Origin of the sequence: Faecalibacterium sp. Marseille-Q4137 (assembly GCF_017377535.1) — a bacterium.
Lineage (GTDB): Bacteria > Bacillota > Clostridia > Oscillospirales > Ruminococcaceae > Faecalibacterium > Faecalibacterium duncaniae.
The window spans coordinates 33,658-54,802 of record NZ_JAFREK010000002.1; the positions used below are offsets into that span (position 1 = coordinate 33,658).

At 61.7% G+C, this 21,145-nt stretch carries 19 protein-coding genes and 1 pseudogene; 4 read left to right on the forward strand and 16 right to left on the reverse strand.

Going from position 1 to position 21,145, the window contains the following annotated elements:
* The first annotated feature begins 47 nt into the window (after positions 1–47).
* A complete protein-coding gene (locus tag J3353_RS01220) occupies positions 48–1,388 on the forward strand; it encodes a D-alanyl-D-alanine carboxypeptidase family protein (RefSeq protein WP_207683921.1) in 1,341 nt (446 codons plus the stop codon).
* A gap of 50 nt (positions 1,389–1,438) precedes the next feature.
* Here the strand turns inward: J3353_RS01220 and J3353_RS01225 are convergent, their stop codons facing one another.
* The 6 genes and pseudogenes from J3353_RS01225 to J3353_RS01250 all read right to left on the reverse strand — a co-directional run bounded on the left by J3353_RS01225 (position 1,439) and on the right by J3353_RS01250 (position 8,324).
* The gene (locus J3353_RS01225; RefSeq protein ID WP_117504622.1) at positions 1,439–2,131 is read right to left on the reverse strand and encodes a peptidoglycan-binding protein; all 693 of its coding nucleotides are present in this window, start codon (positions 2,129–2,131) and stop codon (positions 1,439–1,441) included.
* A gap of 3 nt (positions 2,132–2,134) precedes the next feature.
* The gene (locus tag J3353_RS01230; protein WP_207683922.1) at positions 2,135–4,735 is read right to left on the reverse strand and encodes a peptidoglycan-binding protein; all 2,601 of its coding nucleotides are present in this window, start codon (positions 4,733–4,735) and stop codon (positions 2,135–2,137) included.
* Positions 4,736–4,807: 72 nt separating this feature from the next.
* Positions 4,808–5,002, reverse strand: a complete 195-nt coding sequence (locus J3353_RS01235; protein ID WP_005931230.1) for a DUF3873 family protein — start codon at positions 5,000–5,002, stop codon at positions 4,808–4,810.
* Positions 5,003–5,175: 173 nt separating this feature from the next.
* A complete protein-coding gene (locus tag J3353_RS01240) occupies positions 5,176–6,117 on the reverse strand; it encodes an AEC family transporter (protein ID WP_207683923.1) in 942 nt (313 codons plus the stop codon).
* 88 nt (positions 6,118–6,205) lie between these two features.
* Positions 6,206–7,570: a sensor histidine kinase KdpD gene (locus tag J3353_RS01245; protein ID WP_207683924.1), complete on the reverse strand. Its 1,365-nt coding sequence runs from the start codon at positions 7,568–7,570 to the stop codon at positions 6,206–6,208.
* A pseudogene (locus tag J3353_RS01250) lies at positions 7,567–8,324 on the reverse strand (response regulator transcription factor). The gene J3353_RS01245 and the pseudogene J3353_RS01250 overlap by 4 nt, the downstream one beginning before the upstream one ends.
* Positions 8,325–8,489: 165 nt before the next feature.
* On the opposite strand from J3353_RS01250, the gene J3353_RS01255 reads away from it, so the two are divergent.
* Genes J3353_RS01255 through J3353_RS01265 form a run of 3 tightly spaced genes read left to right on the forward strand, consistent with a single transcriptional unit; the run spans position 8,490 to position 10,906 of the window.
* On the forward strand, positions 8,490–9,416 hold the full coding sequence (locus tag J3353_RS01255) for an ABC transporter ATP-binding protein (protein WP_120021016.1): 927 nt from the start codon (positions 8,490–8,492) through the stop codon (positions 9,414–9,416).
* A 1-nt stretch (position 9,417) separates the two neighbouring features.
* Entirely contained in the window at positions 9,418–10,167 is a 750-nt protein-coding gene (locus tag J3353_RS01260) for an ABC transporter permease (RefSeq protein WP_207683925.1), read from the forward strand.
* A 4-nt stretch (positions 10,168–10,171) separates the two neighbouring features.
* Positions 10,172–10,906, forward strand: coding sequence for an ABC transporter permease (locus tag J3353_RS01265; RefSeq protein ID WP_207683926.1), 735 nt, complete (start codon positions 10,172–10,174; stop codon positions 10,904–10,906).
* 41 nt (positions 10,907–10,947) lie between these two features.
* Here J3353_RS01265 and J3353_RS01270 read toward each other — a convergent pair whose 3' ends face one another.
* The 10 genes from J3353_RS01270 to J3353_RS01315 all read right to left on the reverse strand — a co-directional run bounded on the left by J3353_RS01270 (position 10,948) and on the right by J3353_RS01315 (position 20,914).
* Positions 10,948–12,213: a cell envelope biogenesis protein TolA gene (locus tag J3353_RS01270; protein ID WP_207683927.1), complete on the reverse strand. Its 1,266-nt coding sequence runs from the start codon at positions 12,211–12,213 to the stop codon at positions 10,948–10,950.
* Complete coding sequence (locus J3353_RS01275) at positions 12,210–12,413, reverse strand: hypothetical protein (RefSeq protein WP_005931258.1); 204 nt, start codon at positions 12,411–12,413, stop codon at positions 12,210–12,212. The genes J3353_RS01270 and J3353_RS01275 overlap by 4 nt, the downstream gene beginning before the upstream one ends.
* Before the next feature lie 3 nt (positions 12,414–12,416).
* Positions 12,417–14,288, reverse strand: coding sequence for a hypothetical protein (locus tag J3353_RS01280; RefSeq protein ID WP_207683928.1), 1,872 nt, complete (start codon positions 14,286–14,288; stop codon positions 12,417–12,419).
* Positions 14,289–14,303: 15 nt separating this feature from the next.
* A complete protein-coding gene (locus J3353_RS01285) occupies positions 14,304–14,687 on the reverse strand; it encodes a hypothetical protein (protein WP_207683929.1) in 384 nt (127 codons plus the stop codon).
* 4 nt (positions 14,688–14,691) lie between these two features.
* Positions 14,692–14,904 carry a hypothetical protein gene (locus J3353_RS01290; RefSeq protein ID WP_097770405.1) on the reverse strand — a complete coding sequence of 71 codons (213 nt, stop codon included), beginning with the start codon at positions 14,902–14,904 and terminating at the stop codon, positions 14,692–14,694.
* 134 nt (positions 14,905–15,038) lie between these two features.
* A complete protein-coding gene (locus J3353_RS01295; protein ID WP_082210765.1) occupies positions 15,039–16,037 on the reverse strand; it encodes a N4-gp56 family major capsid protein in 999 nt (332 codons plus the stop codon).
* A gap of 98 nt (positions 16,038–16,135) precedes the next feature.
* Entirely contained in the window at positions 16,136–17,089 is a 954-nt protein-coding gene (locus tag J3353_RS01300) for a ribosomal-processing cysteine protease Prp (protein ID WP_207683930.1), read from the reverse strand.
* Positions 17,090–17,187: 98 nt separating this feature from the next.
* Positions 17,188–18,924 (reverse strand): hypothetical protein, encoded by a 1,737-nt coding sequence (locus tag J3353_RS01305; RefSeq protein WP_207683931.1) that lies wholly within the window; start codon positions 18,922–18,924, stop codon positions 17,188–17,190.
* Positions 18,925–19,199: 275 nt separating this feature from the next.
* Positions 19,200–20,633 carry a phage terminase large subunit gene (locus J3353_RS01310; protein ID WP_156058448.1) on the reverse strand — a complete coding sequence of 478 codons (1,434 nt, stop codon included), beginning with the start codon at positions 20,631–20,633 and terminating at the stop codon, positions 19,200–19,202.
* A complete protein-coding gene (locus J3353_RS01315; RefSeq protein WP_207683932.1) occupies positions 20,630–20,914 on the reverse strand; it encodes a chemotaxis protein in 285 nt (94 codons plus the stop codon). Before J3353_RS01315 ends, J3353_RS01310 begins: the two co-directional genes overlap by 4 nt.
* Positions 20,915–21,145 lie beyond the last annotated feature (231 nt).

Sequence of the window (21,145 nt, forward strand, 5' to 3'; positions counted from 1 at the left end):
CAGCGCCCGTATTTTATATATTATCGCTTTTTGAAGGAATTGTCCACATGAAACGTATTTTTGCACTGCTTTTATCCCTTGCCGTCCTGTTCAGCTGCCTTGCCGTGACGGCCGGAGCCATGTTCGACCCCAGCACGGTCTACGATGTCAAAGCCCAGAGCGCCTATATCGTGAACACCGACACCAACATCATCGTCTATGAAAAAGACAGCGAGAAGCAGGTGTCCGCCGGGGGCCTGACGAAATATATGACCATTGCGCTGGTGCTGACCAACTATGCCGACCAGCTGGACAACACATTCACGATGCCCTTTGCCATCTCGGACTATGTCCACAACACCGACAACGCCGACATGCGCTCGGGCGAGACCTTTACCTACCGGGAAGCCCTTTACGCCATGGTGACGCGCAACGCCAATGAGGCCGCCATGGGTCTGGCCTACGAGCTCTCGGGCGGCGATCTGGCGGGCTGGGTGAGCCAGATGAACGCCCTTTCCCAGCGCATCGGCACCACCAACAGCACCTGGACAGATGCCTGCGGACTGGACAGCGGCAACACCACCACCGCCGTGGACATGTACCTGATCCTGCGCTACCTGATGAGCTTTGATGCCTTCAAGGAGATCTCCGCCGCCCCCACCTTCACGATGCCGGCCAAGGAAAAGCATGCCAAGAGCTTTGTGCTGCTGAGCCAGAACGTGGCCCTGAACAAGACCAGCGGCGGCAGGTTCTACCGCAGCGCCATGCAGGGCGGCATGTGCGACGTGGTGGCCTACAAGAACGACAGCGGCGATCAGAGCTATGTCTCGTGGGCCAACAAGGACGGGGCCACCTACATCTTCTGCATCATGCAAAGCCCCGACACCTGCGATGATTACGGCTATTCCAACCGCCGCCCGGCGCTGTGCGAGACCACCAAGCTCATCGACTGGGTGTTCGAGAGCTTTTCCATCCAGGCCGCGCTGGACACCGACCAGGCGCTGGCGGAGATCCCGGTCAAATACTCCTCCGATACCGACACCCTGCAGCTCTACCCCGCCGACAGCATGATGACCCTGCTGCCCTCCACGGGGGATGGCTCGGTGACGCAGAAATATTTCCACCTGCCCGATTACGCCACGGCCCCCATCCAGCAGGGCGACGTGGTGGGCACTGTGGAGCTCAAGCTGGCAGGCGAGACCATCGGCGTGGTGAACCTCATTGCCGGGCAGGATGTCCACCAGAACGCATTGCTTTTCACGGTCTCCAAGGTGCAAGCCTTCTTCCACAGCCTGTATCTCAAGGTGGTCATCGTCCTCTCCCTGCTCACTTTGGCGGTCTACGGCCTGTGGGTGTTCATCAACCTGTGGAACGGGCGCAGACCGAACCGAAAGATCCATAGAAGATAACAGAAACAACCCTCTCCGTCATTACTTCGCAATGACGGAGAGGGTTGTTTTTAGTCAATCGTCGTTTTTGTTCTGCCGATGCCGAGCACTGCTGTCGTGATCTTTTTCCAGCTGTTGCAGCCACACACGCCGTCCACCGTCAGGCTGGTGCGGCGCTGGTAGCCTCTCAGGGCTTCCTCGGTGCGGGTGCCGAACAGGCCGTCGATGCGGCTGCCGGTCTGGTACCCCAGTGTGGAAAGCGCGTCCTGCAGGATCATCACATAGCAGCCCCGGCTCCCACGCCGCAGGGTGGGGTAGCCCGCTGTGGTGCCGCTGCAGGCCGGGGTACCGTAGCGGCGGTCAAAGTGCACCCAGGTGGGGGTCTGGCTCAGGGGCTCCACATAGCCCCATGCTCCGGTGGACCGGGCGGCCCTATAGATGGCCGTGCGCCGGCTCTGGGTCAGGCTCTGGCCCACATCAAAGGCCACGCCGGCGTAATGCTGGCTGCGGGTGCCGTGGCCGCCTTCCCAGATGCGCCGGAAGGCATACCCCACCGGGATGCCCTTGCCGTACTTGCGGCGGGTCAGGTTCCATGCCTCCATGGCGGCGATGGTCGTCCAGAGCACCGGGCTCCCCGATTTTCCCCGGAACTCCCGCAATGTCAGGGTGCGCTCGGTGCTGTAAGGCATCGGGTCGTTTTCGTTCAGGCTGTTGTAGGTGTACACCTTGTTCTCATAGGCATCGTAGATCAGCAGCCGTGCCATCCGTCATCCCTCCTCGCATTCGCAGCTCTGGGCACGGAGCGCAGCCCAGGTCTCCTCGTTCACCGTGCCCGTCACCAGCAGGTCCGCCCGCTCCTGTGCTGCCCGGACACCTTCTGTTTCCTTCGGGCCGAAGCGGAAGTTCTCGGTCACATAGTCCTCGCCGCAGATCCGCATATAGCGTCCATTGAGCCACTGTTCGATCTGCCCCACATCCGGGCCAACGCTCCCCTCTTTCATGGCGCGGCCCGGGTAAGCATCGGCCTGCCCGGCATCCCGGTCAGGGTTGGGGGAAACGGCGGCCAGCTGCAGGCTCAGGGCCTCCACCGCCGTCCAGGTCTCTGCATCCGCGACCCCGGTCTCGGGCAGATCCAGCAGGGCCTGTGCACTGCGGGTAGAGGCTGCCGTCTCGTCGGTATACCGGTCAGACAGGGGCGGGCTTTCCACGCTGTCGAAATAGTAGGCAATGCGCTGCAAAAGGAGGTTGTAGTAGAGCACCGCATCCCCCGTGGCCCCCACTGCCAGCGGTGTGCCCGGGTAAGGCAGGCGCTTCAGCGTGACCACCGGGCCGGACACCCGCAGGATGCTTGCTTTACCGTAGAGAGAATTCCAGGTCGTCCGCCCTACTACACCGTCCACCGTCAGCTTCGCAAAGCGCTGGTAGGCCCGCACGGAATTCTCGGTCGCCGCACCGAAGCTGCCGTCGATGGAAACAACGGGGATGCTGCTCTCGTAGGCGCTCATCAGGTAGAGGTAGAACTGCAGCTCCCGCACTGCCGTTCCGGTGCTGCCCCGGCGCAGAACGCCCGGATACTCACCAGGGCGCAGGCTGGCCGTGAGCAGCCGGTTGGCGATATCGTTGTAGACCTCATACAGCTTGTTCCAGGTCGTGCGGCCCACCACGCCGTCACTGGTCAGGCCGAAGTAGCTCTGGAATCTCCGCACTGCCGCCGCCGTGCCTGCGCCGAATTTTCCGTCCACGGTCAGGGTGTTCAGGCTGGGATACACCGTGCGGGCGATCTTGAGCCAGAACTGCACCAGCCGGACGTTCTGCCCGCTGCTGCCCTGCCGCAGGGCCGTGCCCGGGTAGGCGTTGGGCCTGCCGTTGTCGGACTGGATGCTGCGGAACTGATCGTAGAGTTCTGTCCAGGTGGCGCGGCCCACCACGCCGTCCACAGACAGGCCGTATCTTCGCTGGAAGGCCCGGACCGCACCGGCGGTGCCGCTGCCGTACACGCCATCCACTGTCACGGAGGGGATGCTGCTCTCGTACTGGGCCAGGGTGTTCAGCCAGAACTGCAGCTGTTCCACGGCGCTGCCGGAAGAGCCGACGCGCAGGATGGTGCCGCCCCAGGTGCCGTCCGAGAGGGTTCCGGCAGCCGTTTCGCCCTCGCTGGTCAGCTCTGCAAGGTCTTTCACCGAGACATAGATATAGCTGATCTTATACCAGGTCTGCCGCCCCACCACGCCGTCAGCGGTCAGGTTGAACTGCTTCTGGAATCTCTTCACGGTCTCGGTCATCCTGCTGCCAAAGACTCCGTCCACGGTCAGCAGGCCGAGGAAGGGGTAATCCTTGGTGATGCGGTTCAGCTGCCGCTGCAGGGTGAACACCGCCGTGCCCCGGTCTCCCTGCCGGAGAGGAGAGCCCGGATAGCTTCTGGGGATGGACTGGATGTTGCTGGTGCGGACGATCTCGATATCGCTGCCGTAGTAATATTTGAGGATGCTCAGGGCATTGCAGCCCTGATTTGCCAGCGTGACCGTGCCCCACTGCTTGAGCCCCGGGCAGGTAACGGACTTTCCGTCACAGTATTCGGAGTAGTAGGGATTCACGGTGCCGGTCTTGCGGATGTAGGTGTTGAAGATGTCATCCGTCAGCTTTACCATCACATCGAACACAGTGCGGCCATGGACGTAATACTGGTCGTAGCTGGTGGAGTTGGTGATATTGAAGGTGTAGCCCTTGCTGGGATACCACTCGGTGTAAATACGGTTGAGCGCCAGCGAGATCTGGCAGTGGATGTTCGCTTTCAACGCTTCAATGGGCCAAGTGGGGTAGACCTCGCTGGAAGCCACATTGGCGATATAATCCCGGAAGGACACCGTCACGTTCCGGGCCGAGGCGGCGGGCCTGCCCAGATGGACCGTAATATTTTTGGGTACGATGACACGGTCCAGCACCCGGCTGCCGGTGCAGTGCTCGGTGGGGGACGGGCCGCTGCCGCCGTTCCCCGCAAACAAAGCGTGGGTGGGGATGATCACAGGCGGGTTGGCAATGTCTTTTCCCTCCTCGGTGTCCGGGATCATCTCAGGCCGGGCCAGCGTGACCTGCCCGGCAAAGATCTGGATGCCCTGGATGCGGACGGTGCGGTAGCCCGGCTTTCTGGCCGTCAGGCTGCACACGGCATAGGGCAGGGTCGTGGTGTTGTTCTCGTCCAGCGAGAGGGCACAGGCCGGGGCACAGATGGCCACATCCTCGGCATTGCCCTCGGCATCGGTGATGCGGTGAGCCGTGAAGCCGCTGCCGGTGATCACAACCGTCACTCCCTCCACCGGAGCCGACTGCCGGGGCCGATAGGTCTGGATACGCAGGATGCCATTCATCATATAAAAAAACTCCTTTGCCGATAAGCTGATTCTCTTACAGCTTATTCCGCAAAGGAGCAGAGGGTGCATTTTTCAGTTGATGTAGCAGCGGTCCTGACCCACCAGCCAGTCCTCGCACAGGCGCTCGGCTTCTTCCACGCTGCGGCTCACACAGCGGAACAGCGCCCCGTTCAGCGAACAATAGGAGTAGCGGACTTTGGGCACACCGTTCGCATCCTTAAACTGTTCACAGCGTTCCTGCCCGGGCATCAGATAAAATGGTTCCATTTTCCACGCGCTCTCCTTATTTTTGTCATGTTACGGCATTCTGCGGCACCGCCGCGCAACACCTTGCCTATTGTATCACCATCCGGCGGCAAAGGCTATTCGCCGATTGGACAAAAAGAACCGTGATTCTTCGGCCATGATTGCCATTGACAAGGCGTTTTTCACATTCACCCTTACACGACCATGCACCACAGCGGTGTGGTGATGAGGGAGAGCACCGTGGAGACCGCCACGCACTTGCTGGCAAAGGCGGAATCCCCGCCGTACTTTTCCGCCAGAACGGCGGTCACACCGCCCATGGGCATGGCGGCCAGCACCACGGAAACACCGGTCACAAGGCTCTCCGCGCCGCAGAGTCTGCATCCCAGCAGCACCGCCGCCGGGATGAGCCCCAACCGGATGAGGCAGTAGAGGAAGCAGTCCTTATCCCAGAGTCTGCCCATCCGGCTGCTGCCGATGATGGCACCGATCAGGATCATGGAAACACCCATGTTGCAATTGCTCAGGCTCTTGACGGTGCGGCCCAAAAAGCCGGGCAGCGGCAGCTGAGAGGCCATCAGCACCATGCCCACCACGACTGCCAGGATGCAGGGGTGGGTGAATGTTTTCCGCAGCACGGCCCTGCGGTCTGCCCGCATCTCCTCTTTGGAAGCGGGCTTTTCGTCCTGCAGAAAGTAGCTCACGCCCACCGACCACATTGCCACGCGCTGGGGGATAAGGTAGATGGAGCTGAGCAGCAGGCCGCTGCTGCCCCAGATGCCGTCCACCAGTGCGCTGCCCAGAAACGCGCCGTTGGAGCAGACCGTTCCATACTGGTAAACGCTCCGCCTTGCAAAGGGCAGCCAGTTGTAGCCCAGAGCACACAGCACCACACAGCCGATCTGCAGCGCCAGCGAGATCACAAGGATCGACGCACTGCTCTTCAGCACATCCCAGCTGAACTCCACCAGAAACGACTGGATGATGTTCGCGGGCAGGATGACATTGATGAGCAGGTCGGTCAGGCACTTCCGTCCCTGCGCATTGATGATGCCCTTGCGGGCCAGAAAAAAGCCAATGAGGGTCAGCAGCGCAAGCTGGCCCTGCAATGTCAGCAGACTTGAAATTTCAGCCATGATTCCTCCTGTGTTTTGCACCAAAAAAGACTTCTTTGTTCAAAGTATAAGAAATCCGGCCGGGAAAAGCAAGGATTCCGATAACTTTTCAGCCCAGCGGCAGGTACACCACCGCTTTGGCACCGTGGGGGGTGTTCTGCCCGAACACTGCCCTGCCGCCATGGGCAGCGGCAATCTGCTGCACTACATACAGGCCGAGGATATGGGGTGCGTTTTCGGCAGGCTCCGCAGCGTTCAGCGCCGCCAGAACGGCAGGGGGATAGCCGATGCCGTCATCTGCCACGGTCAGGCAGAAGCGCCCCCCTGCCCGCCGGGTGTACACGGTAATGTTCACCGGCTTTGGGTTATGCCGGACGCTGTTGTTCAGCAGGTTTTCCAGCAGCCGTGCCATCAGCGCCTCATCCACCGAAAGCACCGTCTGCTCTGCCGGTTCTTCCTGTTCCAGCGTGATCCCGCAGTGCTCTGCCAGCGGGCTTTCGCAAAACTGCGCCACCAGCTGCCGGAACAGCGGCCCTGCCCGGAGGTCTTTCCGGCGCAGGGGTTGGGCACCGTATTCCAGCTTACTGGTCAGGTTCAGGTCATCAATGAGGGTGCGCAGCTTTTCGCACTGGGTGCGGATGCCGGCCGCTTTCTGCCGGGAGCTGTCCGGCAAAAGTGCGTCCTGTTCCAGCTGCTCCGCCCAGCCTAAGATCAGCGCCAGCGGGGTGCGCACGTCATGGCTGACCCCTGCGATCCACTGGGTGCGGGCGTTGTCCCGCCGGGAGAGCATCTCATTTTTGGCTTGCAGCTGCGCCCCGGTCTGGTTCAGCTTTTCTGCCAGTTCCCCGGCAAAACCATCCGTAGGCAGTTGAACAGTCTGCCCCTGCGCCAGCTCATCCAGACCGTTTGCCACGGTCTCCAGCCGCTTTGCCCCCCGCCAACTCAGCCAGAAGCAGAGAACCAGACCCAGCAGCAGCAATCCCAGCGCTGCCGCCGGGAGCACCCGCACCATGCTCAGAGCAAAATCCGGTGAGCTGTAAATGCTGTACTTCCACAGGCTCCCCTTTGGCAGCCCGATGACGAACAGTCCGTAGGGTTCTGTCCAGCAGAACACCGGGTAATCCGCCAGATACCAGCGGGAAAATTTGGCGATATCGCCGGGAGTGTAGGCATGGTTCAGATCCTGCGGAAGGCCGTAGCTCCAGCGGATGTTTCCCACATCGTCCAGCACCATCGCCCACTCGTAGCCGTTCATCCATTCCTGCGGGGTGCGTTCTGCCCCAAAGGCAAGCCCCTCGGCGGTCTCCACCATGGAATCTGCGATCTCGCTGGAGGAGTACTCCCGCTGCGGCAGGCGGCAGCCCTCCTGCCAACCCAGCCAGCCCAGCACTGCCACACCGGAAAACAGCAGCAGCAGAACGATGCCCACCGCCGCCAGCACATACCGCCGGATCAGGCGCACAAAGGTTTTCATGCTTCTTCCCCCTTTGTCAGCTTATAGCCAATGCCCCGCACCGTCCGCAGAAACTGCGGCGCACCGGGTTCGGCTTCCAGCTTCTCCCGCAGATGCCGGATATGTACCCCCAGACTGTTCTCGTAGCCATAGTCCGGATATGTACCCCCAGACTGTTCTCGTAGCCATAGTAATCTGCGCCCCAGACCGCCGCACAAAGGGCATCGTAGGTAACGATATGTCCCCGGTTCTCTGCCAATTTCCGCAGCAGCGCCAGCTCGGTAGCAGTCAGCGCCAGTGTTTTGCCCTCCGGCAGGGTAACAATGGCATCATTCAGGTCTACGCACCGCTCCCCCAGCTGCAAAGGTGCCGGTTTTGTACGGGACAGCTCTGCCCGGTACGCCCGCTGCAAAATATGCTGCACCCGCAGCAGCAGTTCCTGCATCAGAAAAGGCTTGGTCAGGTAGTCATCTGCGCCAAGACCCAGCCCGAACAGACGGTCGGCATCCGCATCCCGTGCGGAGAGGAACAGCGCCGGAACGTCCGCTTTTGCCCGCAGCGCCCGGAACAGCGAAAATCCATCCCCATCCGGCAGGTTGATATCCAGGATCATCAGCTCCGGCTGCTCTGCCGCAAAACAGGCGCGGGCAGCGGTGCAGCTTTGGGCAGTTCTGATATGGCCATATCCTGCGCCCCGCAGCTGCTCACACAGCAGTGCCAGCAGCTCGGCGTTGTCGTCCACAAGCAGGAGCTTTGCATCATAAATGGTATCCATAAGGGCAGTTCTCCTTTCCCGCCTTTACTATACCACACTTTTTATGCAGCAGCGGAAAACGCCTGCAAATTTAAGGGGAATTTAAGCTGCGCTTCCGGTCAGTTTAAGGCAGCGGGTGTATTCTGGCATCGTTCCGAAAACCGTGAATGCGAAAGGAGACCATTTATGAAACCTGTGATTGAGACCCATGCCCTTTGCAAAAGCTACCATGGCCGTCCGGTGGTGGATCATTTGAACCTGACTGTCCCGGAGGGCTGTGTCTACGGCTTTTTAGGCCCCAACGGTGCGGGCAAATCCACCACCATGAAGATGCTGCTGGGGCTTGTACACCCCACCGGCGGCAGTGTGGAACTGCTGGGGCACACCCTGAACGAAGCAAACCGCATTGCCCTGCTGCGGCAGACCGGCAGTCTGATCGAATCCCCCTCCGGTTACCTGCACCTGACCGCCCGGGAAAACCTTTCCATCGTGGCTGACCTGAAGGATGTGGACCGAAAGGACATCAGCCGGGTGCTGGAGATCGTGCACCTGACCAAAGACGCTGACCGGAAGGTGGGGCAGTATTCCCTTGGCATGAAACAGCGGCTGGGCATTGCCATGGCGCTGCTGGGCAGCCCCAAACTGTTGATTTTAGATGAACCCACCAACGGACTGGACCCGGCAGGCATTCAGGAGATGCGCAGTCTGATTGCTTCCATGCCCCAGACCACCGGAGCCACCGTGCTGATCTCCAGCCACCTGCTGGGCGAAATCGAGCAGATGGTGGATCAGGTGGGCATCCTGAACCACGGCAGGCTGCTGTTCGAGGGTTCTCTGCAGCAACTGCAAAAGCACAGCCGGGGCGGCATTCTGCTGCGGGTGCTGGACGCACCCAAAGCCGCAGCCGTCCTGCAGCAGCAGGGAGTAAAAGCCGCTGCACCGGCAGATCAGCCGGACACCCTGCAGCTGCCCCCGCTGCCGGACGAAGCGCTGGCGGCGCTGGTCTGTACTCTTGCCGAAAGCGGCGTGGGTGTGGTTGGCCTGACGGCCCAGACAAAGAGCCTTGAGGATATCTTCCTCAGCCTGACCCAGACCAGCGGGGAGGTGGCGTAAGATGGCAGCTTTCCGTGCAGAACTGCAAAAAGCCCACCATCGGCACGACCTTGCTCTCTGCCTGCTCATCCCCGGCATTGTCGTGCTGTGGGTGGGCGGCCTTGCCCCGGCAGACCCGGAGGAGCTTGCCAACGGTTACAGCGCCCTGCTTTACAGCCTGCCCGTCATTGAAGCCATTCTGATGCCGGTAATGATGGCAGTGCTGGCCTCCCGGCTGTGGGATATGGAGATCAAAGGCAACACCACAAAGCTGCTCTACACCCTGCAGAGCCGCCGCAGCCTGTTTGCAGGCAAGGCGGTCTTTGGAGTGCTGGAAGTTCTTCTGGTCACGGTGCTGGAGCTGGCCTGCGTTCCGGTGCTGGGGCGCGTTCATGGTTATACCGAAGCCTTTCCCACTGGGCAGCTATGCTATCTGTTCGTCTGCACGCTGGCTGTGGACGCAATGCTCTTCTTTGGGGAATTTCTGCTGATGCTGTGGGTGGGCAATCCCCTGCCGGCGCTCTGCGTGGGCATTGTCGGGGCGCTGGTGGGGCTGTTTTCTGCTTTTATGCCGCCGCTTGCCAGTTACTTTGTGCCCTTTGGGTACTACATCCCTCTGAGCGCCTACGAAGTGGCGAACTGGGACAAGGCCACCCACACCGTCACCTACGGCACCCGCCCCTTCAACTGGGTGCTGCTGGCCTTCACCCTTGCGCTGGCCGCTGTGCTGTTTGCCCTTGCGTGGCGCAAGGTACAGGACGAGGAGGTATAAAACCATGCTGAAACGCTGTATTCTTGCGGAGAACCGCAAACTCCACGCATCCCCCATCTGGGCAATGTTCTTTGTGCTGCCCATTCTTTCGGCCACCTATGGCACCTTCAATTATCTGCAAAATCTTGAGATCCTCACCGACGGCTGGTATAGCCTGTGGACCCAGCACACCCTGTTTTATTCCATGCTCTTCTTCCCTGCCATGGTAGCCACCTATGCTGCCTACTTGTGGCGGCTGGAACATCTGGGGCACAACTGGAACCTGATCATGGCAAGCCCCGTACCGCCGCTGGACCTGTTTGCAGCAAAGTTTGCGGTGGTGACAAAGCTGGCGCTGCTGACCCATGGCTTTGTGTTTGCGCTGTTCGTGTTCTGCGGCAAGGTATTTGCCCATCTGCCCGGGCTGCCGCCGGTCACATTACCTCTGTTTTTACTGCGGGGACTGCTGGGTGCGTTGGCTGTCATTACCGCACAGCTGGTGCTGGCCATGGTCATCCGCAGCTTTGCCGTGCCCATTTTTCTGGGGCTGCTGGGCGGCATTACCGGCATCTTTATCAGCTCCAAAGGCTTTGGAATCCTGTGGCCCTATTCTCTGATGCAGCTGGGTATGAACTCCAACAAAAGTGCGGATGCTCTGGCTGGCAGCTACGGGCTGTTTGCCTTCAGCTGCATCTTCTGGCTGGGGACGATGTTCCTTCTGGCATGGCTCCTGCTGAAAAAACGGGATGTCCGGGCATAGCGCAAAGGGGAGAGCACCTTCACGGTTGCCCTCCCCTTTTTTCAGCTGTTCAGCTGCTGCATGATCTTCCTGACCTCGCTGCTGGAGTATCCCTCCTTGAGCAGCTGGGTGCGGATGGCCGTATCACTGCGGCCCTGACTGCGCATCCTCGCCGCGCTGTACGGCACGGTGCCGCCGCTGGAAACGCCGCTTTTGCCCACCTTCAGGCCGGTGTCACCCGTCAGGCTGCCGCGCTTCGCCGCTGCATCGGCGCTGGCTTTTTCGGCAGTCCGGCTGGCCTTTTCCTGCTTGGCTGCCCACTGGCTCTTGCTCAGGTCCAGCCGCTCTGCCGCAAGGGCATTGCTGACCTGCTGTTGGCGGAGTTTGTCCTGATATTCCTGCTGCGCCTGCTCGTTTTTGTACTGCTGCTGTGCCAGCTCATCCTGCCGCAGCTGCTCCTGCATTTTCTGCTTCCACGCCGTGTCGGCCCGTTCGGCTTCATAGGCTCGGTTGCCTGCATAGATGTTGTACCCGGTGTTCAGCAGGCTGCCTGCCATGCTGCCCAGACCCGTGGTGCCGGTGATGGCCAGCTGGGCCGCATCGCCCAGAAGGCCCAGCACGGTCATCACATTGTTGAAGCCCTGCTGGCGGCGGGCCGCCTCCTGCTGTTCCTGTGCCGCGTAGTAACCGTACAGGCTGTCCAACTGGCCCAGATAATCCTGATAGCGCCCGTAATCCTGGGTGTAAGCCGTGTTGTAGGCATCGCCCTTTTGTTCCAGCTGGGTGTAGTAATCCGCCAGCTCCCGCTCATACTTCTGCTGGGCATTCTGCTCCTGCCCGTTCAGCTGGTCGATCTGCTCCACCAAGGCATCGCCGCCGCTCTGGTAGGTATCCAGCGCCAGCCGGTACAGCGTGGGGATGGCCTCGCTCAGTGCACCGATCTGCTGCTGGTATGCCTGCCGGGCCGCACTGGCCGCGTAGCTGGAACCATAGCCGCCGGTCAGGGCAGCGGCCTGCGCCGCCGCGTCGGCACTGGCGTTCTGGGCATTCTGGGTGTACAGCTGGGCGTACTGGCGGTACAGTGGGTCGGCACCATAGCTGTAACTGAATTCCTTCCGGTCCAGCAGATCCTCCATCAGGCCGTCAATGCGGCCCTGATAGGCGCTCTCGTAATCGCCGGGGCGGTTGGCCTGCCACTGCTTCAGGTCGCTGGCCGCGTCCGTCACCTCCTGCGAGGGCCGGTACTCTGCCGAAGCCAGCGCGTTTTCCACATCCTGCCGGTTTTTCAGCCCGCCTGTGGTGTACTCCTGCTTCTTTTTCTCGCTCATGTCTCCTCCTTTCCCAAACTGCCGGAAAGCCTGCCCCGCAGCTCCTCCGAGAAATTCTCCGTGTCCAGATTGCAGAGCACATACTGCAATTGCTCCTGCATCTGGTACAGATAATTCCGCAGGGCCCGGGCATCCTCCGGGTCCATATTCTCACTCAGCCTGGGCAGGCCGATCTTGCCCAGGCCCGCAATGCTTGCCATGGTTCATCCCTCCAGTTCCATCCAGTTTCCCTTTGCCCCGCTGAAGGTCTTGGCCAGGCTCCGCAGGGTGATCTGCCCATAGCCCCACAGCCGCAGCCGGAGCGAGGCGCACCGCCGGGGCACAAGGTGCAAATCACAATTGCGGCGCGGGCCCTCCACTGTCAGGGCAGCGGCGTTCTCCCAGGGGCCGCCGTCATAGCTCACTTCCACAGTCACCCGGCTCCTGCAGGCGGCATCCAGCCGCAGCGTCAGCCGGGATAGGTACCGCTCCTCGGGGCTGTCCAACCCCAGATCTCCGGTGGTCAGGGCAAACTCCACGCCCTGTTCCGTTCCCTCGCTTCTCTGACCTGCCGCTTCCCGGCTGGGATCAGCGGCCCAGAGCGCCCGGCCATCCCAAAGATAGAGCTGCCCGCCGGTGCTGGCCATCTCAAAGGAGCAGACATCCTCCTCGTGCCAGAGGCCCCGCTCGGTATCATAGACCAGCAGACGCACCTCGTTTTCCCGGCTGACATGCAGATAATACCGGCCATCCAGCGCTCCGCCCACAGCCTGCTTCACATTGGCAAGCCGCCCGGCATCCAGCGCCGCCGACACCTTGGCCGGGATGCTGCCGTCCCACGCCATCACGCCGTCGGGCGAGAGATAGTACAGCGTCTCGTTCAGCACGCAGAGACTGCGGGCCGCGTTTCTGGCCACGCCCCGGCAGCGCAGGGAGCTGAGCTGGAAATCCGAGGGCTTGGAGCCGTAGAGCTTGTGCAGGGTGTTTTCCTTGAAGAACAGCGCATAGCCCATGCAGGTGGCCGCGCCGGTAAAGGGGCCGTCGCTGCCCACGGTCACGGCATAGCTGTCTGCCGCAATGCCCCGGTAGGAGAACCAGTTGGTGGGGTCGCCCAGCTTGCAGGCGTAGATGACATTCTCGCTGCTGGAACAGCCCCACACCCGGTTGTCGCACTCGGTCAGGTACTCAAGGTCGGGTACCCGGCGCTCCACCTTCACACCCTCCGCCGGGAAATGCTCTTCCCGCTGTGTGCCGTCCATGCTCACCCAGACAGCACTGCTGCCATTGTGGACAAGTCTGCCGTAAAAGTGTTCGCCGCCCGGGTCAGCCCGCAGGCGCAGGGTGGTCTCGGTCACACCGTACACGATGCGGTCGCCGTCCAGCCCGGCCCACTGGCCTGCCTGTTCAGCCCCCGTACCGGTCAGGGTCACGGTATCCCACACCCGGAACTCCGCCCCGATGCCCTCAGCGGTCACAAGGCAGTAGTCCAGCGGGATCACCGTCCAGTTGCCCGAAGCCTCGCTGTACACCTCCAGCGTGTTCTCTGCGGAATAGGGCTTGTCCGGCTCGTTCAGCTTCAGAAACAGCTGGCCGTCCTGCGGGTGTTCCGGCTCCTTCGTGCCCTTGTCCTTCACCTCGTAGGTATTCCCCGAAGCATCACAGGGCGCAAAGCTCACGCTCAGGCTTCCCGCCTCCCAAGCAGCACCCAGCGGGGCCGCACTGCCGTCAGCCGTATCGAACGCCACCTTGTCCGGAAAGATCAGGATCTTTGTTCCGATGCCCACCATCGTCTTGCGGCTGTCTGCCACGGCATTTTTCACGGTGACGGGCTGGGCCGGGGCCTCGTCCGGGGTATAAACCAGGTCCTGCCCGCAGACGGTCAGCAGACCGTTCAGGTGATACATCCCGTTCAGCCCGGCCAGCTCCTGCAGCCTGCGGCGGGGCAGCCGGGTGCTCAGGGCCGGGAAATCCCGGGCCGAAAAATTCATTCCCCCGCTGTACTCAGCCTCGGTGCAGCCGTAGGTCTCGTTCAGGCCGCCAAAGGCCCGCAGCAGATCCCGGGTGTTCTTCACACCGGTCCGATTTGTCAGAAGCATCCACTTTCCTCCCTTTCACCACCGCCACTGCGCACCGCGTTTCGGCTTTGCCCGCCGCCGCAGCCAGGCGCTCAGCTCGGCCAGAATGCTGTTATACCGGGCCTGCTCCCCGGCGTAACGTTCCGTCTCGCCCAGGGCAGCATCCAGCTTTGCGCAGAGGTAATGCGGGTAGAGCGCATCAAAAGGCACGGGTACCAGCAGCTCTACGGCATCGTCCAGACCGCCCTCCGCAGGCCAGGCAAGGTCTGCCCCCACTCCGGCCCGCAGCCCGCAGGCGGAGAACAGCAGGGCCCGCAGCATCCCGTCCTCCTCACAGAGCCAGCGCTGCCGGGTGCAGCCGTCCACCTTGCAGCCCGGCCGCAGTTCCTCGGCCCGTTCCAGAGCCTGTCCCACTGTCATGCGCTCACCCCGCGATCTTCTCGGCGGCGGCAATGCGGGCAGCGGTGCGCTCATCCTGCACCTGGCTGTGCTCCAGCACCTCTGCCACCTCGGGCGGCACTTCCACCTCCACGCCACGGCGGATCTTATAGCTCACGCCGTTCACACTCACAAACAGGTCGCCTTTGTACCGGCTGTTGTCCTTGAACAGCCGGATCCTTACGTTTTTCTTGTCCATTTTTCATCCTTTCTGCCCTCTGTCGCAGGGGCACTGCCTTTTACGCCTCGCCTAGTTTCGTTCATCCAGCAGGGCTTGCCCGGTTTGCCAAGGGCTCCCCTACTGGGGGAGCTGGCGCGAAGCGCCTGAGAGGTTCAGTTGGCACTCGCATTCTCCGAATAACTGGATACGCTCTCAATGCGCACCATGTACTGCTCCACCAGACGCTCGGCGGCGCGCATCCCTTTCCAGCCCACGGAAGCGCGCTGGTTCAGCGGGTCGTCGCCATAGCCCAGCTGCTTGACGATGTGTTCCAGGCCGCCGCCCTCCAGCTCGGTCACACCGTAGGCATGGGCACCCAGCACCAGCGTGCCGAACACGGCCAGACCGCTGGGACAGGTGGTGTCCTTCCAGATCTTGGCCTCGCTGGTCTCCACAAAGCGGATGTTGCCCAGCTTGCCGATCTCGCCGCGGTACATGGTCTCAGGGTCAGCATACTTGTGCGCCTCAATGAATTCCCTGCAGGTCTTCAGGTCATAGGCGGCATAGGGGTGGATGATGGCAATGTAGCTGTCACCGATGGGATCCGCGTTCATGGCACCCAGCTGCGCCGCCGCCCGGAAGAACAGCTTCGGGGTCAGGGTGCAGGTCTTGTCCAGCTCCTTGCGGCTCTTCACCTCCGTTTCGGTGCCGTCTGCATTCTGCTTGGGGGCATACAGCACATTGGTGCCGCCCGCCAGCACATCACGGGTGATGCTGTCCATGGTGCGGCCCGCCTGGCTTGCCAGCACACGGGTGGCCTGCACCACATTGTTGTCGATGGCGGTCATCTGCAGCACGTCAGTCAGCGGGGTCCAGCCGCCATACTGGTGCAGGTCGCTGGTGATGGTGGTCACGTTCAGGGCCTGACCGTCCGGGGTCACGCCCTCGGTCAGCGGAGTGGAAGCCTTGGGCAGGCTGTCGTACTTGCGGAACTCGATGGTCTTGCCGCCGTTCTGGGGCACAGGATAGTAATCCGCAAACTGGTCATGCACCAGCCGGGGCTCTGCCTGGTCGATGAGGCGCTTCTCGTAGAAGGTCTTCATCTCCGGGGTCATGGTGGTGGTGGAGTTCAGGGGAGTTTCGGCAAACAGCTGAATGTTGAAGTTGTTCATAGTCATTATCCTTTCTTTCATTGATTTCAAGCTCCCCCTTCGGGGGAGCTCCGCAAGGCGCTGGCAAAGCCAGACCGAAGCGGTGAGAGGGTTTTTCCTCAAAAACTGATCTTTGCACCATGGAGTGCCTGACGTTCCAGCGCTTCCCGCTGGCTGCGGGTCATCCGGTTCACATCCGCACCGGTCACGGCGGCGCTGCCGGGGTGGGTGCCGTTTTCAGCAGGGCGCGCCCCGCGCTGGCGGATACGCTCCACCACGCCCTGCTCCACGGTGCGGGCAGTCTGGCGCATGGCATCCCCGTAGTGGGCCAGCCGGTAGGCATCCAGCATCCGCATCCCGGGCAGCTGCATCAGGCGGCGCATCTCGGGGTCTGCCAGCTCCTTTTGCAGGGAAAACTCCGGCACTGCCCGGCGCATCATGGCCTCCTCCGCAGCCCAGCGCCGGTGCAGGGCATCCACAGCCTGGCTTCCCGGGAAACGTTTTGGCAGCGCAGGGCGGGGCGGTTCCTGTTCCTGCCCTTCTTCTGCCTTGACCGGTTCGGTCTCTTTCACCTCCTTCTCCCCCTCCGGGGCGGTCGTCTCCTGCCTTGCGTCCGCTTTCTCACCGGGCTTCATGGTACCCGATGCCACAGCCTGCTGTTCCTGGGCCGCGCTCAGGGCAGGGGCAGCCGCTTCGCCGCCGTCAGCAAACAGCTGCAGGTCCATCATCTCCTGCTTGCCCCGGGCACTCCGGTCGGCAAAGCGTACATTGTCCGGGTAGCGCTCGGCCAGCAGGGCAAAGCCCGCCTTGGCCAGCTCAAAGGCCCCCTCGACCCATGCGGTACAGGGCCGGGCGGCAGTCACCGTCAGGCGGGGGCCATCGGGCTCGTCAAAAGCATCGCTGTGGGCGTTTTCCTCGCCCGCCAGCAGGCTGACCAGTGCCTGCATCAGGGTGCTGACACCGGCACACACGATATCCTGCCCTGCCGGGGCATAGCCTGCATGGCCCGCCGCCTCCAGACGCATGGCCGGGCCGTAAGGGCCGTCCAATTCCGTATAATTCACCTTGATCATTTCTGCCTCCTTCTCATGTAAAACCTCTCCGTCACCTGCGGTGACACCTCCCCTCATAGGGGAGACAAGCCAGCAGCAGCGTGAACCTGGCTCTCCTGTCAGGAGAGCTGGCGCAAAGCGCCGGAGAGGTTTTTCGCCAATGCTCGTGTGCTCAGATTTTCCTCCGCGCCGCTCAATTTCTCGTGGAACCGCGCGATCTGCATCTGGGCCGCCGTCAGCTTCTGTGCCAGCGTGCCGTTCTGCCGCACCCTCTGGCGCACTTTTTCGATGCCCTCAAAGTCCATCATCTCCAGTGCCGCCAGGGCCGCGTCGGCATTCTGGGGTGCAAAGAAACCCAGCTGGTAGCACTCCTTCGCCGTCTCATTCTGGGAAAGGCGGCTGAAGGTGGATTTCTTCTCAGCGCTCACCACGATATCAAACACCGGTTCCCGGCTTCCCAGCTCCACGCCGCCCATCAGCCCCATGGGGCGGGCACGCAGCGCTGCCCCGGAAAAGGGCACGAACTCCCTGCCTCCGGCAGGCCCGATGACGCGGAACACCCGCTCCTCATCGTAAAACTGCCGCATCAGGTCAATGATGAGGTAGCACTCCCTTGCAAAGGCCCGGTAGGCACTCTTGAGCATATCGCGGGAGAGCTTGCTGCCCGCCTCCTGCAAGGCCGCAATGGCACTTGCCGCCGTCACGCCGCCTGCGGTGCCGCCCTGGGTCATATCCCGGTTTCCGCTGATCTCCTTCAGCTCCTCAATGCGGCTGTTGCGGTAGCTCAGGCTGTTCCCCTGCAAACCGGCGGTCTGCAATGGGCGGAAACTCTCGTCTCCCAGCCGCCCGGCCACATGGACGATGTCCCGGCTGAGATCTGCCAGTTCCTCCTCGTTCACGCCCGCCGTGTCGCTGAGCACATACCGCTGCTTGGATGCCAGCAGGACATTTTCATCCATGGCATGGTTCATCCTGTCGATGGCGGTCTGGCATTCCTTCATCACATCGATATAGCCAAAGCCCGCCGGGCTGTCCTCTTCCATAAACAGCGGGTCGAACACGAAGGGATATTTTCCGTGGTCGTAGAAGCCCCGCCCGGCAAGGGCCGGGTCGTTCTCGCTGGCGTAGAGCACCACGCCGTTGCAGAACTTGCAGTAGTGGAGCAGGGTGCGTCCGGCCTCGTCCGGCTTTTTGTAGTACCAGTCCACCACCACGCTTTTTTCGGTGGTATCCAGCCCGCCGTCGTGGAGAAAACGGGGTACATCCAGCACACTGGCGCTGTGGCCCTTCAGCTGGGGCCAGCGGCTTTCCAGCTGTTTGCTGTTCTCCATGCTCAGGGAGAAAAAGTGGGGCGAGGCCTGGATATCCGCCACGCCCGGCTCCCAGTAGAGCATGAGCAGGTTCATGGGCCGGATGGCGATTTCTCCCACGCCGCCCCGGGCCTCCGGGTCCCAGAACACGCCCTTGACCCCGGTGCCCTGCTTGAGCTTGCGCCACCAGGTGTCGCTGTACACCTGCTCATAGTCTGCCTGCTCCAGCACCACCGGCAGGATGCTGGAAAGCACCTGTGCGGTCTGCGCATCGTCTGCCGCCCGGGGCAGAACGTTGGGGGCCGGGTAATTGTCCATGGCATCGGCGTGCTTGTTGGCAATGCTGTTGAACAGCCACCCACTGGCAGGCTGGGGCTTGCCCTCCATCATGGGGTTCTGGTAGTTCTTCCAGTGTCCCATCCGGAACCACAGCTCGTTGTCCACAATGCGTTTGTCCAGCGCGGCTTTTCCAGCCTTGTATTTCTGTAAAATGGCAGTGGCTTCGGCCACCTCTTCTGCCCCGATGGGGGGCTTTTCATCGATCATTGCTTACTCCTTTCTTGTTAGCTTCCTCACCCTCTCAGTCTCGCTCCGCTCGCCCACAGCCGGGTTGCGGCTCCCAGCGTCTGCTTCACTCTGTTCGCATCCTTGCTGGCCGCTGCCCCAACAACTCCTCCCTCAATCCGCCGCTGGCGGCGGTCGTCGTCGTTGCTCCCAAAGTGGGAGCTTCTGACGAAACTGCAAACTTTACAATAACTGCCAAGGCCTCGCCCTTCGGGAGAGGTGGCAGCGCGCCAGCGCTGACGGAGAGGGTGAGCCGCCTATACCCTGTAAAATCTCGCCCTCCGGTGCAGCTCCAGCGGGTCATCCCCCACCGGAGGCTGCACGGTCTGCCGGGGCGGGGAGATGGGATTTTCCATCAGCACATACCGGCACTCGTCGTAAATGTGATCCTCCTGCCGGGTGTCGATGTCCTCCACATTGCTCTCGTCATAGACCAGGTTCGGGAGGGTGCGGATGAAGTGCCTGCAGGTGCTGAACACCTGAAACATGGGCCGCCCCTCCCCATCGAACGCCAGCCGGTAGTGGAACTGCATCTTCCCCGCCAGGCGGGTGTGGTCACCGGGGACCCAGTGGAGAAAATGGGGGCCCCGCTCCATCATGGCGGCAATGCTCTCGCCCCGGCTCTCATCAAAGATAGCGGGGTCAGCCACCCCCAGAATGGTGCGGCCCTTGAGCATCGGGTCGTTCTGCTCTGCCTCCCGGATCCGCCTTGCCTGTTCCACCGGATCAATGCGCAGGCCCTCGTTGGGGCGGCCCGTACAGCCGTACAGCTCCTTGATGCGGTAAAGCCTGCCCTCCTCATCCGCCGCGTACCACCCCACTGAGAACGGCTTCGAGAAACCGAAATCGTACCCCCGGTAGATCTTCCAGTGTCTGGGGATGGCAAAGGGCGCAATGACATGGGTCCAGCGCTGGTCCTGATAATGCCCCGGGTCGTTCCGCCACTCGGTGAACACCTGCCCCGAAAAGCTGTCCCAGCTGCCATAGAGCAGGGCCTGCTTTTCCGCTTCGGGCAGGCTTGCCAGACTGGCAAGGTAGTCCGGGTCATTTTCCAGCAGGGCGGGGTTGTCGAACACGCTGGACGGGATAAACACCCTTGCCCGCTCCAGCACCTTCTCGGTTCCGTCCGGCATCCGCACCGGGAACTGTTCCACAATGGGGGTGCCGGGCGGGGCAGGCGTGATGAACCGGGCTTTCACCCAGCCGTGCCCCACACCGCCGGGATTGGTGGTGGCCCGCAGGTAGACCCGGGTGCCCGGGCCGGTAGGGCGGTTGCGGCTCATCATATAGCTGTACTCTTCCCACTCGAAATGGGTCAGCTCATCGAACCCGATGAAGTCGAAGGCCTTGCCCTGATAATTTGTGCGGTCCTTGGTGTACTGCATGGAACCAAAGTAGATCTTTGCCCCGCTGGGGAACACCCACACATGGCTGGTGGCGTTGTACTGCGCCGTAGGAAAAGCCCGCTTGTAGTAAGCCATGCTCTTGTCCACCAGATCACTGAGCTGGGGGTAGGTCTTGCGCAGGATGAGCCCCCGATAGTGGGGGATGTGCACCTGCCGCAGGGCCTCGATCACCAGCGCGTCACTCTTGCCGCCGCCTGCCGCGCCCCCGTACAGGGCTTCTGGTTCCGGGCGGCGCATGAACTCCGCCTGCCGGGGCTGGGGCCGCCATACGATCTCTGCATTCATACGTCCTCCACGGCTGGCAGAAGCACCACACCGCACGCCCGGGCCTCGGCATCCGCACCCTGATCGTTCAGGGTCTTGGCCACCGCGGCCAGATCCTTCAGCACCGCCGTGGCCTCCTTGAGTCCCTTCATCAGGGCGGGGTCGGAGCCATCGGCACGCTGGACCTTCTGCCGGGCGTTCAGTTCCTTGACCTCCTGCGCCAGCATGGTGCTCAGGGTGTCGGTGGCCTTGTGCAGGCTGGCAAGGCTCTTGTCCCTGCCCGGCTGTTTTGCTTGCGCCATCCTGTGTTCTCACATCCTTTCTGTTTGGCTTGGCACAAGGATACCAGCTTTTCGTCCCCTGCAACAGCGCGCACTTTCTCAGGGCCGTTTTGTACTTTTAGCGTCATAGAATCCAATCCGTATAAAATAACTTCTCATTTTTCATCGCTGTATCGCGCCGTGCAGAAATCTCCGTTTTTCTTCCGGATTTTTCACGCGCAGACACATCAGGTGCGTGAAGCGCCTTTTGCG